This window comes from Aeromonas sp. ASNIH2, assembly GCF_002934795.1.
Classification (GTDB): domain Bacteria; phylum Pseudomonadota; class Gammaproteobacteria; order Enterobacterales; family Aeromonadaceae; genus Aeromonas; species Aeromonas caviae.
Window position 1 is genome coordinate 3,022,951 of sequence record NZ_CP026406.1, and the last position, 14,317, is coordinate 3,037,267.

The following is a 14,317-nucleotide window of genomic DNA, read 5'->3' on the forward strand; positions in this document are numbered from 1 at the left end:
TGCACCGCCCTGGATGGCTATAGGCCCTGATGGGGACCGAGGGGCGGCAGTTTGGGGGCCAGGTGGGATCTCACCTGTTGCAGGGTCTCCCGATAGGCGTTCCCATGGTGTTCCAGGAAGGCGGCACTGTGGTTGAGACGCTGCTCCAGCCTGTCCACCAGGCGGGCCACCGCCGGGGCCGCCATGCCAGCGGGCCAGCACTGGGTCAGCAATACCAGCAGTTGCCAGGCATCCCCCGCCTGGGCCGGGAATCGCTCCTGCAGGGTCAGTGCGCTCTGCACGGCGAGCTGGAGCTGACCCGTGGTCATGGCCCGTTGCCGCTCCTCGCGCAGCTGGGTCAGCTGCTGCTCCCGCTGCGCCAGTTGCCGCGCCAGATCGTCGACCACCTGCAAAATGAGCCCCTGCAGCAGCGGGGTCTGTGCCACCGGTCCCTGATACTGGCCGAGCTGGGCCAGATAACGCTGGGCATGGTGGGGAAGCCCGCAGAACTGGCTGACGGCCACCCCGAGCAACTGGTTGAGGTGATTGTCCCGCGCTGCCTCCGGCGGGTGCTTGGCCAGCAGCATCAAGGCGTCATCGAATCGATAATCCAGACCCAGCATCAGGGCGCGCAGCAGCCCCTCCTCGTGGGCCCGCAGGGTCACGGCCTGCTGGCCGAGCTCCTCCAGGGCCTGCTGCAGCTCATGAACTCTGGCCTCTCCCGGTGGATGCCAGAGCACCGCCAGGGTCGCATCCAGCAGGCAGCGTTCGACGGAGTGGCGAAACGTCTGTTTGGGGAAGTAGCGCAGGATGAAATCGCTGGCCTGCGCCAGCACCTGACCTTCATCCCTTCGTAGCAAGGCCAGCAAAATGGCCACCTGGCGCCACTGCGGCTGCCAGGGGCAGCGTTGCAGCAAGCCTGACAAGGTTTCCCAGGCCGGATCCCACTGCGCCTCGTGCAGTTGGCAGGCGAGAACCAGCGCCTGATGGATGACGGGGGGCAGTCGCTCCCGGTTGCGGGCCAGATCCTTGTGGGCACTCTCCACCCGGTTCAGCCCGAGCAGGGCCTGGTTCAGCCCCTGGCGTGGCCACCAGGCATCGTGCTCCGTGGTGCAGATGGCGTAGTGCTGGGCGGCCTGCACCCGTTCCCCGGCTTGCAGCAGCATGTAGCCCTTTACCCTGTCCATCTGTGCTTCCAGCCCCTTGTGGCTGGCGTGCCGGTAAAGCAGATCCTCGCACTGGGCGCAGGCGCTGCGCCACTCCCTGAGCGCCATGGGGGTGGCCAGGGGGCGGGTCACCGTGGTCAGTGCAAGCAGCGCTTGCAGGCTGTGCGCCAGCTGCTCCGTGGTGAAGGGCACGGCCAGACGCAGGGCGAAATAGAGGTCGGAGGGGGGGAACTGGCCGGTGTCCTCGTCCTGCTCCAGCAGCAGGAGCACGCAGCCGGGCGCGAGCAGGCCCAGGTGGTGTGCTTCATGCAGCAGCCTGACTCCCTCATGGGCCTGGTGGTGATACTGGCGGCAAAGAATGGCATCGAAGGCGTGCTGGCGCAGCAGGGCGGGCAGGCTTGCAATCTCTTTGCAGTGGAACAGCTCGGTGGGAGGCAGCCCCAGATCACTCAATCCCTGGGTGAGGGTCGAGCCCATCATGGCATCGTCTTCGATGAGGAGGATCTGCATCTTTGACGCTCCTTCGCCGGTCGGGGGTGGCGAGGTTGGATTCAAAGGTAGCCTCCACTCTCCCGCGAGAGCCAGAGGGGGTCAATACCCCACCTGGGTCAGGAATGGCTCAGTGCCAGCCTTGGGCAGGGCAAAGAAAGCATCACTGAAGGCCGGGCCCCCTGGCCGAGAAGGGGCAGTCCCGCTGGGGGACACGCAGCTCCCCGGCTCCCGACTCTCCCTGCCAGGCGAGCTCGAGCTGGCCCAAGCGCCCGAGGCGGCGCAGCTCGAACTCGTAGCGCAGGCAGGGGTTGTCGGTGGGCAGCTGTGTCATTCCGGCGGGCAGCCGGTAGTCGTAGCGCAGCAGGGGGCCATCTTGCAGCCGGCTTTGCACGGGCACCAGTCCCTCCGTCGTCGGTGCGGGGGCCTTGAGATAGCGGCGCAGCGCCACCGGGGCGTCGATGGCTTTTTGATAGTGAAGGCCGTTCATGGCTGCCAACTCCTCCTCCAGCCGCGTCAGCTCCCCCTCCAGCCCGCTCAGGGCGGCGCCAAGCTGTTGATGGGCCGGGGAGGCGCAGCCTCCCAGCAGCAGGGTCGCGATCAGCAGGGCGGGACGGACGGCAGACATGAAGGTTCCTCGGGTGCCAGGGTCAATGACTATAGCAGGGGATTGGTGGGCGGCGTGCCCCTCAGCAGCCCGGCGAGGCGCTCCAGCCCTTCGGCGACGCGGGCGTCGGTGGCGGGCTGACTCAGGCTGAGGCGTACTCCCTGCGGGGCGGCAAACTGGCCGGCGGCGAAGTGTTCTCCGCTGGCGACCCCCACGTCAAGGGCGTTGGCGGCCTCCGCAAACTCCTGGCTGCGCCAGGGCTCGGGCAGCGGCAGCCAGGCGTGCATAGACCCCGGCTGCCAGCGCGCTCCCGGCAACAGGTGGTGCAGGAGCTCACCCCGGCGCGCCAGGATTTTTCGCTGGTGTTCGATGAGCGGCATGATCTGGCGCTGGCTCACCAGCTTGCAGGCCAGCTCGATGAGCAGCGGACTCACCATCCAGCTCGACAGCCGCATCGCCTGGGCGAAGCCGTTGCGAAGGGCGGGAGGGGACAACACGAAGCCGACCCGCAGGCCGCCGCAGGCGATCTTGGCGAGACTGCCGAGGTAGATGACCCGCTCCGGTGCCAGGTTGACCAGGGGAGGGAGCGCACTTTCGGGCAGCAGGCCGTTGACGTCATCCTCGACGATCAGCAGATCGTGGCGACGGGCGATGGCGACGATGGCGTCGCGTCGCGCCAGGCTCATGGTGGCCGTGGTGGGGTTTTGCAGGGTGGGGGTGAGGTAGAGCAGCTTGGCCCGGCGGGTACGGCACGCGGCATCCAGCGCCTCTGGCAGCAGTCCCTCCTCATCCATCGCCAGTCCCACCACCTGATTCTTGAGCTGGCGTGCATTGCCCAGCATGCCGGGGTAGCTCAGTCCCTCGCAAAACAGGGTCTCTCCCACGCAGCCGGTGGCCAGCAGGGCCAGCATGATGCCGTGCTGGGCACCATGGCTGAACAGCAGGCGATCTTCGCTCGCCGTGATGCCCTGCTCGGCGAGCCAGTCGACGAACAGCTGGCGCTGTGCGGGGCGTCCCGCCTCCTTGTCATAACCGAGCAGGCCGTTGAGATCCCCCTGCGCCAGCTCGGTGAGCAGGGGCCTGATGATGGCGCCCCTGTCCAGCTGGACCGGGAGGTTCTGCCACAACTCGATGCGCTGGCTGTCTTCATTGCGGATCACCCATTCGTTGGCGGGATCCGCCGCTCCCCTGACCCAGGTGCCGTGCCCGACCCGGGCCGCCAGCAGGCCCCGTCGCTCCGCCTCGGTGTAGGCGCGGGTGACGGTGCCCACGGTGACCCCCAGCTTATCTGCCAGGGCCCTGTGGGTTGGCAGCCGGGTCTCGGGTGAGAGGATGCCGGTGGAGATGGACTGCTCGATGGCCTTGACCAGTTTGAGGTAGAGGGGCCCCTCGAAAGGGGTGAGGTCGGGCGTCCAGATTGTCATGGTGACAATAAATCCATTGATCCAAGATTGTCCGCAATATAGCGTGATTATCAGCCTGTACACAACCAACAAGCACACATTGTATCGGTACAATGTGGCGAGAAAGGAGTCTCCCCATGACCATCGAATGGTATGCCACCCTGTTTGGCTTCGCCCTGCTCACCTGCGGCACGCCCGGGCCGAACAACCTGATGTTGACGGCGTCCGGCGCCAACTTCGGCGTGCGGCGCACCCTGCCCCATCTCATCGGGGTGGCGGTGGGCCAGCCTGTGTTGCAACTGGTGCTGGCGCTCGGCTTCTATCCGCTGTTTGAGCGCTGGCCCCTGCTCAAGCTGAGCCTGCAGGTGCTGGGCAGCCTTTACCTGCTGTGGCTGGCGTGGCGCATCGCGGTGGCAGGCGCCCCCGGAGATCCCGCCAGCCGTGCCCGCCCCTTGACCCTGCTTGAAGGGCTGGGCTTCCAGTTCCTCAATCCCAAGGCGTGGATGATGGGGATCTCGGCCATCAGTCTGTTCAGCCTGCCGGGGAGCGACTACTGGCCGAGCATGTGGGGCATCATGAGTGTCTTCCCCATGGCGGGGTTCCCGGTCTGCTTCGCCTGGGTGATGTTTGGCCATCAGCTCAGCCGCTGGATCAACTCGGACAAGGGGTGGCGTCGTCTCAACGGCAGCCTGGGTGCCTTGACCGCCCTGTGCGTGGTGATGCTCTGGTATTAACAGCACCTTGATTATTCATGCAAAGAAAATGCATTGCTGACCTTGTCGTCAGGGCGTCGGCTCTGCATATTAGGAGGCTTGCCGTATCTGAACGAGGTTGAGATGGATCTGAACTGGTTGCTCCCCCTGGCGGGCTTTGCCCTTATCACCTGTGGCACGCCGGGCCCCAACAACATGCTGCTCACCAGTGCCGGGGCCGCCCAGGGGTTTCGCCGCTCCGTGCCTCTGCTGGTGGGGGTGGTGGGGGGCATCAACCTGATGATCCTGGCCACGGCCCTGGGGCTCGGGGTGGTGTTCGAGCGTCTGCCCCTGCTGCACGACGGCCTCAAGCTGGTGGGGTCGGCCTACCTGCTCTGGCTGGCCTGGAAGGTGGCCAACGCCAGTGGCCCGGCGGAGGGGAACCGGCCGCTCATCCCGGCCCATCAGGGGGCCATGCTGCAACTGCTCAACCCCAAGGCCTGGATGATGGCGCTCTCCGCCATCAGCGGCTTCACCCTGGCGGGGGAGGCTTACTGGCCGTCCGCGGGCTGGGTGCTCGGCATTTTCTTCGTGACCGGCCTCTATACCGGTGCCTTCTGGGTGCTGTTCGGTGCCCAGGTGCGCCGCCTCATCCGCACCGCCACCGGCTGGCGTCGTTTCAATCTGGGCATGGGGCTCGCCACGGCGGCCTGCGTGCTGATGATCTGGGTTTAGGCCTCGGCCTGAGCCTTTACCGGCTGTCTTGTTGGCCCTTCGGGGCCTTTTTTATTGCCGGGGCGGTGCGATCAAACGCGCCCCCTGAGGGATTGCAGCATTGGTTTGCACCATCGGGTGACATAAGGAGATCCCATGAAATGTATCGGTCTGCTGGGTGGCATGAGCTGGGAGTCCACCGTCAGCTATTACCAGGCCCTCAACCGGGGAGTACGCGAGCGGCTCGGCGGTCTGCACTCGGCGCGGGTGCTGCTGAGCAGCGTGGATTTTGCCGGGATAGAGCGGTTGCAGCACGCCGGTGACTGGCCCGCCACCGCCCGTCTGCTGGCGGCCGAGGCCAGGGCCATTCAGGCCGGTGGCGCCGATTTCCTGCTGATCGGGACCAACACCATGCACAAGGTGGCGCCGGAGATCGAGGCCGCCATCGACATTCCCCTGCTCCACATCGCCGATGCCACTGTCCATCGCCTCCAGGCCGACGGGGTGACCCGGGTAGGCTTGCTCGGCACCCGCTTCACCATGGAGCAGGATTTCTACAAGGGGCGGCTCCAGGAGCGCTTCGGGCTGGAGGTGCTGGTGCCTGATGACGCTGCACGGGAGCGGGTGCACCGCATCATCTATGACGAGCTCTGCCTCGGCGATATTCGCGAGTCGTCTCAGGCCGAGTATCTGGCCATCATCGCCGATCTGGCACAGGCCGGTGCCCAGGCGGTGATCCTGGGTTGCACCGAAATCGCCCTGCTGGTGGGGGCGTGCCAGGCCGCCGTGCCTCTCTATGACACCACCGCCATCCACGCCGAAGCCGCGGTGACGCTGGCACTTGCCTGATGTGGTGCGGGCGGCGCCCCTCTCGGCGCCCGCCTGTTTTTTCCTCCTTTCATAACTGTGAGTCAGCCTTCATTTCAGCAGGGTTGAAGCCGTTTTTATTGTCAATCGGCTCACATTTCCTCTTTTTGTCTCTTGAGTCCGGGGCGTCAGACGCCTAGTTTTCGATCGCTGAAACGATTCAGCTTTCACAAAAACAAGAGACACGAGGATAAATCCATGTTGAAGAAACTCTCCATTGCCGTGCTGCTCGCCCTGGGCGCCACCGCGGGTCACGCCGCCGAATTTCTGCTGACCGACTCCCAGCAAGGGCTGGATGTGGGCGACTGGAAGATCACCAGCGAGAAGCTCGGCATCAAGAGTCCGGTTCCCTTCACCATCGAGAAGAAACGCCTGCACGGCGGCCGCCAGGAAGGGGTGGATCTGCTCATCGTCGACAACGGCGTCATGAAGATCACCCTGGTGCCGACCCGCGGCATGGGGATCAAGGAGGTCAAGGCGGCGGATCTGCGCCTAGGCTGGGATTCACCGGTCAAGGAGGTGGTCAACCCCGCCTTCATCGATCTCGAGAGCCGTGGCGGTCTCGGCTGGCTCGACGGCTTCAACGAGATGCTGGTGCGCTGCGGCTACGAGTGGACGGGTCATCCCGGAGTGGATGACGACGGCCGCCTCAAGAGCCTGCATGGCCGGGTGCAGAACATTCCTGCCTCCGTGGTCAGCGTGACCGTGGACGAAGAGCCGCCCTATGCCATCCACGTGCTGGGCCGGGTGGACGAGCGCACCTTCAAGATGAGCGAACTGGTCACCTGGACCCAGCTGAGCGTGGTGCCCGGTCAGGCGGAGTTTGCCCTGCAGGACAAGCTGACCAACCACGCGGATTACGAGAACGAGTACCAGATCATCTATCACGGCAACTTCGGGGCCCCCATTCTGGAGGAGGGAGCCAGGGTGAGCACGCCGGTGAAGCAGATCTCCCCGTTCAATGACTACGCCAAGGCCGGACTCAAGGGTTGGCAAACCTATCTGGGGCCCACCAAGGGCTTCGACGAGATGGTGTTCAACCTGGTGCCCTACAGCGACGCCGACGGCAATACCCTGGCAGTGCTGAACAACCGGGCCGGCAACGCCGGAGTGGCGGTGGGCTACAACACCCGACAGCTGCCGGTGCTGACCCTGTGGAAGAACACCGACACCCGGGCCCAGGGCTATGTGACCGGCATCGAACCCGGTACCAGCTATGCCTACAGCACCAAGTACCAGCGCCCGCTCGGGCTGGTCCCCAAGATCCAGCCGGGGGAGACCAAGACCTTCGATCTGACCTATCGCCTGCTGCAAAATGCCGACGAAGTGAAGCAGGCCCTGGCGATCCAGGGCGGTCGGGCCACCGAGCTGCGCGAGCAACCCCTGGTCAAGCTGCCATAAGGGAGAGACGCCCAGCAAAAAGCCGCTCCATGAGCGGCTTTTTCATATCAGGCCCGTCGATCAGACGTGGCTGTACATGGCTTCTATCTCGCGCTGGTACTTGGCCTCGATGATCTTGCGGCGCAGCTTCATGGTGGGGGTGATCTCCCCGAGCTCCATGGAGAAGGCGCTCGGCAGCAGGGTGAACTTCTTCACCTGCTCGAACTTGGCCAGCTCCTTTTGCAGATCCTGAATGCGGGCCTCGAAGAACTCCATCACCCGGGAGTGGCGCAGCAGCTCGGTCTTGCACTGGTACTGCAGGTTGATGGAGCGGGCGTACTCCTCCAGGGATTCGAAGCAGGGCACGATGAGCGCCGACACGAAGTGGCGGGCATCGGCGACGATGGCAATCTGCTCGATGAAGCGATCCTTGCCGAGGGTCCCCTCGACCAGTTGCGGCGCCACGTACTTGCCGTTGGAGGTCTTCATCAGCTCCTTCAAGCGCTCGGTGAAGTAGATGTTGCCCTCGTCATCCAGCTCGCCTGCATCGCCGGTGCGCAGGAAGCCATCCTCGGTCATCACCTCGGCGGTGGCCTCCGGCTTGTTGTAGTAGCCACGCATCACGGTGGGGGCGCGCACCAGCAGTTCGTTGTTCTCGCCGAGTTTCACCTCGATGCCGTTTAGCGCCGTGCCGATGGAGCCCAGCCTGAACTGGGTGTCTTCATAGCAGCAGACGGTGGCGGTGGTCTCGGTCATGCCGTAGCCGTACTTGAGGTTGAGCCCCATGGCCTGGAAGAAGAGATTCACCTCGTCCGCGAGACGGGCGCCCGCCACCGGCAGGAAGCGGGTGCGACCGCCGAAACGGGCGCGCAGTTTGCGAAACACCAGGCGCTCGGCAAGCCAGAGCTGGCCATAGAGCAGGGGAGAGGCGGACTTGCCCGCCTGACGGGTGGCGACCATCTGTTTGCCCACCCGGGTGGCCCAGCCGAACAGGGCGCGGCGCAGGCGCGGAGCCTGGGCGACCTTGGCCTGGATCATGGCGTAGGCCTTCTCGTAGAGGCGGGGCACGGCGCACATCACGGTGGGCTTCACCTCGCCGATGACATCCATCACCTTCTGCGGGTCGCGAATGTAGACGTTCTCGGCGCCGCAATAGAGCACGTAGTAGCTCCAGGCACGCTCGAACACATGGCTCAGCGGCAGCATGCAGAGGGAGACATCCTGCTCGCTGAGGTCGAGGCGAGCGTCATGCATCTCGAAGCAGGCGGCCATGTTGGCGAAATCGAGCATGACCCCCTTGGGTTCGCCCGTGGTGCCCGAGGTGTAGATGAGGGTCAGCAGGTCGTCCATGCGGTAGTAGCGCTCGCGCTCGCGCAGCACCTGCTCGCTGGGTTGGTGGTTGCCGGAGACGAGGAAGGCCTGGAAGTGGCTGGCCGAGGCGCAGCCGCGCAGATCGACGGTGCCGTCCAGGGCGACGATGTGGCTTATCTCGCCGCTGTCGATGAGGTGCAGCGCCTGATCGAACTGGGGCTGCTCCCCCACGAACAGCATCCTGATGCCGGCATCCTTGACGATGTAGCGCAGCTGATCGAGGGTGCTGGTGGGGTAGATGGGCACGCTGACGCCGCGGGCGGCCAGGATGCCGAGGTCGGCCTGGGTCCACTCGGGCATGTTGCGGGCATAGATGCCGACCATCTCGCCGGACTGGTGGCCCGCCCGGATCAGTCCCTGGGCGCAATAATCCATGGCCTGACCCAGGGTTCGCCAGCCGATGGCGCGCCACTGGCCATCCTGCTGGACGCGCAGGGCGGCCTTGTTGCCAAGGCGGGCAATACGCTCACGCATCACTCTAACCAGATGAAACTGCGACATCTCACGCATCCTCAAGTAACAGTTGTGCGCCCGCAGGGGCACCAAAATCGGGGCTGGAGTTTAAACTCTAACATTACAGCTTACAAGTGTGCGCCATTTGTCCTGGATCACAAAGTCGTCAACCAGATGAGAGTGAGGCATGATAGGGGGCAGGGATCGGATTCATTCAGGGAGTTGCACCATGAATATCGGGATCAAGAGCCTGTTCACCGGCGTGTTGCTGCTGTTGGCGGGGGCAGGCGCCCTCTGGTATCTGCTGGGGGGCGCGGGGAAGCAGGAGAATCCCTGGCTGAGCGGCGCCGAGGGCTATGAGCAGGCGCAGCGGCTGGCGCTGAGGGAAGGATACCCCTTGCTCTACGTGATCGAGCGCGCCAAGTGCCGACGCTGCAAGGCGCTGAATACCAGGCTGTGGCGTGCCCCCGAGATGCAATCCGCCCTGGCGGGGCTGGTGAAGGTGCGACTCAACCCGGATGCGGGGGATGGCAGCGAGCACATTCTGCGCCGCTTCCCCCAGGTTGCGACGGCCCCTGGCATCTATGTCCAGCGACCGGGTGAGCCGCTTCGCCCCATCAAGATCGCGGTGGATATCGAACAGATCTGGATGCCCGGCATCACCTATGGTCGAGGCTTCTTCATGCCTCTCTCGGGAGCCGCCTTCGAGGCCGTGCTGAGGGTGACCCTGAGCCTGGAAGACCCCTCCATCGACAACGCGCCCCTGCCCTGAGGGGGAAGCGAAGCGGGGGAGTCAGGGAGGTCAGAGAGGGTGTTGCCCGCTGACAGCGGTCTGCAGCGGGTTGTCAGCCGAAGTCGAACAGACGGGACATCAGCACGGCATCCTCCCTCTCCTGCCCGGTGCCATAGTAGTCGGCACGGCGGCAATACTCGGCAAACCCCTCGCTCTCGTAGAGGTTGATGGCGGTGCGGTTGCCGGCCCTGACCTCCAGGAACCAGGCCTCGGCCTTGCTGGCCTTGCTGCGGGCCAGGTACTCCCTGAGCAGCGCCCGCCCCAGCCCCTTGCCCTGAAAGTCGGGGTGTACGCAGATGTTCATCAGGGAGCTGTCTCCCGCCACCAGATCCGAGATGTAGAAACCGGCCGGTCGTCCGTCCACCAGCATCAGGCCGTTGAGATAGCGCGGCCCGAAGCAGGAGAGCAGGTTGGCCTGGCTCCAGGGCTCCTGGTGGGCGGCCTGCTCGATGGGGTAGATGGCTTCGAAGTCGGATTCGAGCAGGGGGCGAAAGTGGGGCAAGAGGTCAGACATGGTCACTCCGGACGGGATTCAGGCTTGCGATGGACACCATGGCCGTGCCATGGTCGTGAGCATCAAGGGGTGTGGCGCTGCCGGCACTGCTGCCAGAGGGCGCGCTTGTGTGCCCCATCGGGCTTGAGCGGGCAGACCAGGGCATTGGGCCAGCGAGGGTCCGGCGCCGTCAGCCAGAGCAGGGGCGAAGTGGCCCCCGCGGGTAGGGAAGGCATCTCGGACAACAGGGAGACCTCGTCCGTGCCAAGGCCGAGCCAGCGGCAGATGTCCCCGAGCAGGGAGGGCGCGGGCAGCGTCTCTGCCAGCAGCCAGAGCTTGCCGGTCGGCAGAGGGGCAGTCTCCTGCGGGGCCAGCACCTCGTCGGCGGGCGTGTTTGCCGGCTGTGCGGCGCCGTCGGGGCTGGTGCCTCCCGCCAGGAGTCGGCCTCTTTGTTGCCAGAGGGGGATGCCCATGCGGGCCAGAATGCGCTGGCGCAGCGGGTCCAGCAGGGGATCTTGCATGGCGAAGGCTCACTCTTGATCTGCGTTGGGGTAAATAATGATGCGCAGAGTACACTCTCGCGGGATTTGCTGCACCCCGGACGTGCGCTTTTCGCCCTGTGGCGATGGCAAACGAGCGCCCCCCGGGGGCAGAGATGACAGACAATGAGAGTGGGGCGGGGCCAGAGGCCGGACCCCGTCACCACGGATGACCTATCAGCTTCGGAACTGTGCCTATGCCGCCTTTAGCCCAGAATACTGTTCGTGCCACCCCCATTCATGAGCGCCTGCCACGGCTCCTTTCCGCCCTTGGCGAGGGACTGTATGAGCGCCAGGATGCCCTGCGGCTCGGCCTGCTGGCGGCCCTGAGTGGCGAGAGCGTCTTTCTGCTGGGCCCCCCGGGCATCGCCAAGAGCCTGATCGCGCGGCGCCTCAAGCTGGCGTTTCAGGATGCCCGCCATTTCGAATACCTGATGACCCGTTTCAGTACGCCGGAGGAGGTGTTCGGTCCCCTCTCCATCCAGGCGCTCAAGGAGGATGGCAAGTACCTGCGGTTGACCAGCGGCTACCTGCCGGAGGCCGAGGTGGTCTTCCTCGACGAGATCTGGAAGGCGGGCCCCGCCATCCTCAACACCTTGCTCACCGCCATCAACGAGCGCCAGTTTCGCAACGGCGACAGCCAGCATCCCATTCCCATGCGGCTGCTGGTCACCGCCTCGAACGAGCTGCCGGCCCCGGACAGCGGGCTGGAGGCGCTCTACGACCGCATGCTGGTGCGGGTCTGGATGGACAGGGTGCAGGAGAAATCCAACTTCCAGGCCATGCTGGCGAGCGATGGCCAGTCCCATCAGAACCTGACCCCCTCGGTGCAGATTCGGGGGGAAGAGTACGACGCCTGGCAGGATGCCATCGAGCAGGTGCGCCTGCCGGACGCCTGTTTCGAACTCATCTACCAGCTGCGCCAGCAGCTCGACAGTCAGCTCGGGCACGGCTGCTATGTCTCGGATCGGCGCTGGAAGAAGGCGGTGCGGCTCATCAAGGCGAGCGCCTTCTTCAATGGCCGCGACGAGGTGGCTCCCCTGGATCTGCTGCTGTTCAAGGATTGCCTCTGGCACGACGAGGCTTCCCGCACCGCGCTGCTGGAGATGATCGGCGAGTTTTCCCGCCTCTACGGCTACCAGCAACTGGCGCTGACCCGGGAGCTGCTCTCCCTGCGCGAGCAGTTCAAGCAGTTGCAGGGGGCGGTCGCCCTGCGCATCGGCTGCAAGGCGGTCAAGCGCAAGCAGTGGTTCGGCCGCCGCGCCCGCGGCACCGAACTGCCGCTGGCCAACGCCAGGCCGTTCGGCAAGCTGGTGCACTTCCAGCTGCTCACCCCGGCGCCCCTGGATGGCAGCGATCCCGAGCGCCTCACCGGCACCCTCACCTTCGATCGCACCCTGCTCTCTCACTGGCACCCCACCGGGGAGGCGCTGGTGGGCTGGCCCCTCGGCAACCCCAAGGAGGGGCACTACGAGCTGGTGCTGGACGAGCAGTTGCGGCTGCACGTGCTGGATATCCAGCGCCAGCCCGTGCCACTGATGCTGGTGGAGCGCACCCCCATCCCCGAGGTGGTGATGGCCCCCTGGCTGTCGGCCCTGGACGACCTGACGGGCCAGGTGAACCGGGTGCTGCAAAATCTCAAGGGTCAGCGCAACCTGTTCGACCGTCACCAGCCCCATCTGTTCGTGGGGGACAACTGGTTGCGTCAGGTGGAGGACAGCTTCTTCGTGCTGAGCCGGGACCTGGAGCGGCTGGGGGCCGAGCTGCAGCAGTGGCGGGATCGTCTGCCTCTTCTCGATGCACAGGGGTGACGTCGCGCCCGACGTGGGATTGGTGAAATAAACAGGATGAAAAACATGTTTCGTCAGCATGATACTCCATCACATCTCAACATCCGGGGTGGCCCATGCTAGAGATCGGCATGATGGACCTGGGGCTGCTCATGGGGGAGGGGGAGCTGGCGGGGGAGATGGCGCTGCTGCTTGCCTCCACCCCCAAGATCTCCGAGTTCCTCAAGCGCTCGCCCCTGCAGGGCAAGCTGCTCAGAAAGCGCATCCAGACCTGGAGCGAACAGCTTGGGGAGGAGATGCGTCACAAGCCGGTGCCGGTGGCTCTCGAGCGGGAATACCTGCTCTATCAGGCCCATCGGCAACTGCCCCTGCCGGAGCTGGTGGGGCGCCTGCCCGCCCTGCTGGAAGCCCTTGAGCAGCACAGCCCTTTTGCGGGGGATGCCCGCAGCCTGGTGCGCCAGATAGTGGCCCAGCCCACCGAGGGGTTGCGCCAGCTCTTCATCGAGAAGTGGCGTGCCAGCCTGGTGGGCAGCCTGTTGCAGTTGCAGCAGCAGATAGCGGAGGCGGAGCGGGAGAAGCAGCGCCAGGAGATAGAGGATCAACTGCTGGCCAACCGGACCCTGGCCGATGCCCTGGATCCGCACCAGATCTCCGCCGGGGGGCTCTGGGATCTGGCCCAGGGGAGCTGGCACAAGCGCAGCCTGGCGCTGGTGAAGCAGTACGCCCGCATGTTGCAGCAGGAGCCTTTGCTCGCGGAGATCGCCGCCCTGCTTGGGCGCAGCGAGCGGGAGCGGCACAGCGAGGACAGGACGCTGCCGCCGGTGCCTGTGCACGAGCTGGAGGAGGTGCAAAGTGACGATGTGCCCGACGATCTGGTGGGGGTGCACCCGGCCAGCGATCTGATGCGCCTCCTGCCGAGCGAGGCGGTGATGCTGGCGCTGCCGGAGCTGGAGCTGGAGTTCTATCGCCGTTATCTGGAGCGGCGCCTGCTGAGCTACCAGTCACGGGGCACCCTGCCGCGCCAGCGTCTGATGCTGCGCTCCCCCGAGCAGGGAGGGCAGGAGGTGCAGCCGCGTGGCCCCTTCATCGTCTGCGTCGATACGTCAGGTTCCATGGGGGGCTATCCGGAGGAATGCGCCAAGGCGCTGTTTCTCGCCCTGCTCAAAGGGGCGATGGAGGAGAAGCGGGGCTGCTATCTGATGCTCTTCTCCACCGAGGTGGCGACCCTGGAGATCACCGCCGACACCGGGCTTGAGAAGGCGGAGCGCTTTCTCTCCATGAGTTTTCACGGAGGGACCGATCTGGTGCCCTGCCTGGAGCAGGCCCTGACCCAGCTCGAACAACCCGCCTTTGCCAAGGCCGACGTGCTGGTGATCTCCGACTTCATCGCCCAGAACCTGCCCCACCCCCTGCTCGAGCGGATGAACCGGCGACGGGCGCAGCAGACACGCTTCCATGCGGTCGCCATGTCCCGTCACGCCAAGGCGGCCATTTTGCGGGTGTTCGACAACAGCTGGCTGCTCGATTGCGGCCTGCGTGGACGCCTGCTGCGGCGCTGGCAGCGCCATTGAGGGTGCTCAG

At 65.3% G+C, this 14,317-nt stretch carries 13 protein-coding genes; 7 read left to right on the plus strand and 6 right to left on the minus strand.

The genetic code is table 11. The features are described 5' to 3' along the window. Positions 1–17: 17 nt before the first annotated feature. From C3F36_RS14435 to C3F36_RS14445, 3 genes are all read right to left on the minus strand, one after another. Positions 18–1,655 carry a hypothetical protein gene (locus tag C3F36_RS14435; RefSeq protein ID WP_104455287.1) on the minus strand — a complete coding sequence of 546 codons (1,638 nt, stop codon included), beginning with the start codon at positions 1,653–1,655 and terminating at the stop codon, positions 18–20. Between the two features lie 142 nt (positions 1,656–1,797). After that, a complete protein-coding gene (locus C3F36_RS14440; RefSeq protein ID WP_104455288.1) occupies positions 1,798–2,262 on the minus strand; it encodes a hypothetical protein in 465 nt (154 codons plus the stop codon). A gap of 29 nt (positions 2,263–2,291) precedes the next feature. Beyond that, complete coding sequence (locus C3F36_RS14445) at positions 2,292–3,665, minus strand: aminotransferase-like domain-containing protein (RefSeq protein ID WP_104455289.1); 1,374 nt, start codon at positions 3,663–3,665, stop codon at positions 2,292–2,294. A gap of 116 nt (positions 3,666–3,781) precedes the next feature. Between C3F36_RS14445 and C3F36_RS14450 the strand changes: the two genes are divergently transcribed. The 4 genes from C3F36_RS14450 to C3F36_RS14465 all read left to right on the plus strand — a co-directional run bounded on the left by C3F36_RS14450 (position 3,782) and on the right by C3F36_RS14465 (position 7,318). After that, complete coding sequence (locus tag C3F36_RS14450) at positions 3,782–4,378, plus strand: LysE family translocator (RefSeq protein WP_039039402.1); 597 nt, start codon at positions 3,782–3,784, stop codon at positions 4,376–4,378. A 102-nt stretch (positions 4,379–4,480) separates the two neighbouring features. Next, a complete protein-coding gene (locus C3F36_RS14455; protein WP_010672906.1) occupies positions 4,481–5,071 on the plus strand; it encodes a LysE family translocator in 591 nt (196 codons plus the stop codon). A gap of 135 nt (positions 5,072–5,206) precedes the next feature. Then, on the plus strand, positions 5,207–5,899 hold the full coding sequence (locus C3F36_RS14460; RefSeq protein WP_104455290.1) for an aspartate/glutamate racemase family protein: 693 nt from the start codon (positions 5,207–5,209) through the stop codon (positions 5,897–5,899). Between the two features lie 216 nt (positions 5,900–6,115). Beyond that, positions 6,116–7,318 carry an aldose 1-epimerase family protein gene (locus C3F36_RS14465; protein WP_104455291.1) on the plus strand — a complete coding sequence of 401 codons (1,203 nt, stop codon included), beginning with the start codon at positions 6,116–6,118 and terminating at the stop codon, positions 7,316–7,318. A gap of 60 nt (positions 7,319–7,378) precedes the next feature. On the opposite strand, the gene C3F36_RS14470 is transcribed toward C3F36_RS14465, so the two are convergent. After that, positions 7,379–9,169 (minus strand): AMP-dependent synthetase/ligase, encoded by a 1,791-nt coding sequence (locus tag C3F36_RS14470; protein ID WP_104455292.1) that lies wholly within the window; start codon positions 9,167–9,169, stop codon positions 7,379–7,381. Between the two features lie 181 nt (positions 9,170–9,350). Here C3F36_RS14470 and C3F36_RS14475 point away from each other — a divergent pair, with 181 nt between their 5' ends. Next, positions 9,351–9,893, plus strand: a complete 543-nt coding sequence (locus C3F36_RS14475; RefSeq protein ID WP_104455293.1) for a hypothetical protein — start codon at positions 9,351–9,353, stop codon at positions 9,891–9,893. 73 nt (positions 9,894–9,966) lie between these two features. Here C3F36_RS14475 and rimI read toward each other — a convergent pair whose 3' ends face one another. Together rimI and C3F36_RS14485 are read right to left on the minus strand one after the other, a co-directional pair. After that, complete coding sequence (gene rimI, locus C3F36_RS14480; RefSeq protein WP_103261185.1) at positions 9,967–10,416, minus strand: ribosomal protein S18-alanine N-acetyltransferase; 450 nt, start codon at positions 10,414–10,416, stop codon at positions 9,967–9,969. Positions 10,417–10,490: 74 nt separating this feature from the next. After that, positions 10,491–10,928, minus strand: coding sequence for a DNA polymerase III subunit psi (locus tag C3F36_RS14485; protein WP_104455294.1), 438 nt, complete (start codon positions 10,926–10,928; stop codon positions 10,491–10,493). A 215-nt stretch (positions 10,929–11,143) separates the two neighbouring features. Between C3F36_RS14485 and C3F36_RS14490 the strand changes: the two genes are divergently transcribed. Continuing rightward, positions 11,144–12,757 (plus strand): ATPase RavA domain-containing protein, encoded by a 1,614-nt coding sequence (locus tag C3F36_RS14490; RefSeq protein ID WP_041211041.1) that lies wholly within the window; start codon positions 11,144–11,146, stop codon positions 12,755–12,757. A gap of 95 nt (positions 12,758–12,852) precedes the next feature. Beyond that, positions 12,853–14,307: an ATPase RavA stimulator ViaA gene (gene viaA / locus C3F36_RS14495; RefSeq protein ID WP_104455295.1), complete on the plus strand. Its 1,455-nt coding sequence runs from the start codon at positions 12,853–12,855 to the stop codon at positions 14,305–14,307. The last annotated feature ends 10 nt before the right edge of the window (positions 14,308–14,317 follow it).

Coding starts and splice junctions, on each gene's coding strand:
- C3F36_RS14435 (WP_104455287.1), bottom strand. CDS start 1,655: ATGCAGATCCTCCTCATCGAAGACGATGCCATGATGGGCTCGACCCTC.
- C3F36_RS14440 (WP_104455288.1), bottom strand. CDS start 2,262: ATGTCTGCCGTCCGTCCCGCCCTGCTGATCGCGACCCTGCTGCTGGGA.
- C3F36_RS14445 (WP_104455289.1), bottom strand. CDS start 3,665: ATGACAATCTGGACGCCCGACCTCACCCCTTTCGAGGGGCCCCTCTAC.
- C3F36_RS14450 (WP_039039402.1), top strand. CDS start 3,782: ATGACCATCGAATGGTATGCCACCCTGTTTGGCTTCGCCCTGCTCACC.
- C3F36_RS14455 (WP_010672906.1), top strand. CDS start 4,481: ATGGATCTGAACTGGTTGCTCCCCCTGGCGGGCTTTGCCCTTATCACC.
- C3F36_RS14460 (WP_104455290.1), top strand. CDS start 5,207: ATGAAATGTATCGGTCTGCTGGGTGGCATGAGCTGGGAGTCCACCGTC.
- C3F36_RS14465 (WP_104455291.1), top strand. CDS start 6,116: ATGTTGAAGAAACTCTCCATTGCCGTGCTGCTCGCCCTGGGCGCCACC.
- C3F36_RS14470 (WP_104455292.1), bottom strand. CDS start 9,169: ATGTCGCAGTTTCATCTGGTTAGAGTGATGCGTGAGCGTATTGCCCGC.
- C3F36_RS14475 (WP_104455293.1), top strand. CDS start 9,351: ATGAATATCGGGATCAAGAGCCTGTTCACCGGCGTGTTGCTGCTGTTG.
- C3F36_RS14485 (WP_104455294.1), bottom strand. CDS start 10,928: ATGCAAGATCCCCTGCTGGACCCGCTGCGCCAGCGCATTCTGGCCCGC.
- C3F36_RS14490 (WP_041211041.1), top strand. CDS start 11,144: ATGCCGCCTTTAGCCCAGAATACTGTTCGTGCCACCCCCATTCATGAG.
- viaA (WP_104455295.1), top strand. CDS start 12,853: ATGCTAGAGATCGGCATGATGGACCTGGGGCTGCTCATGGGGGAGGGG.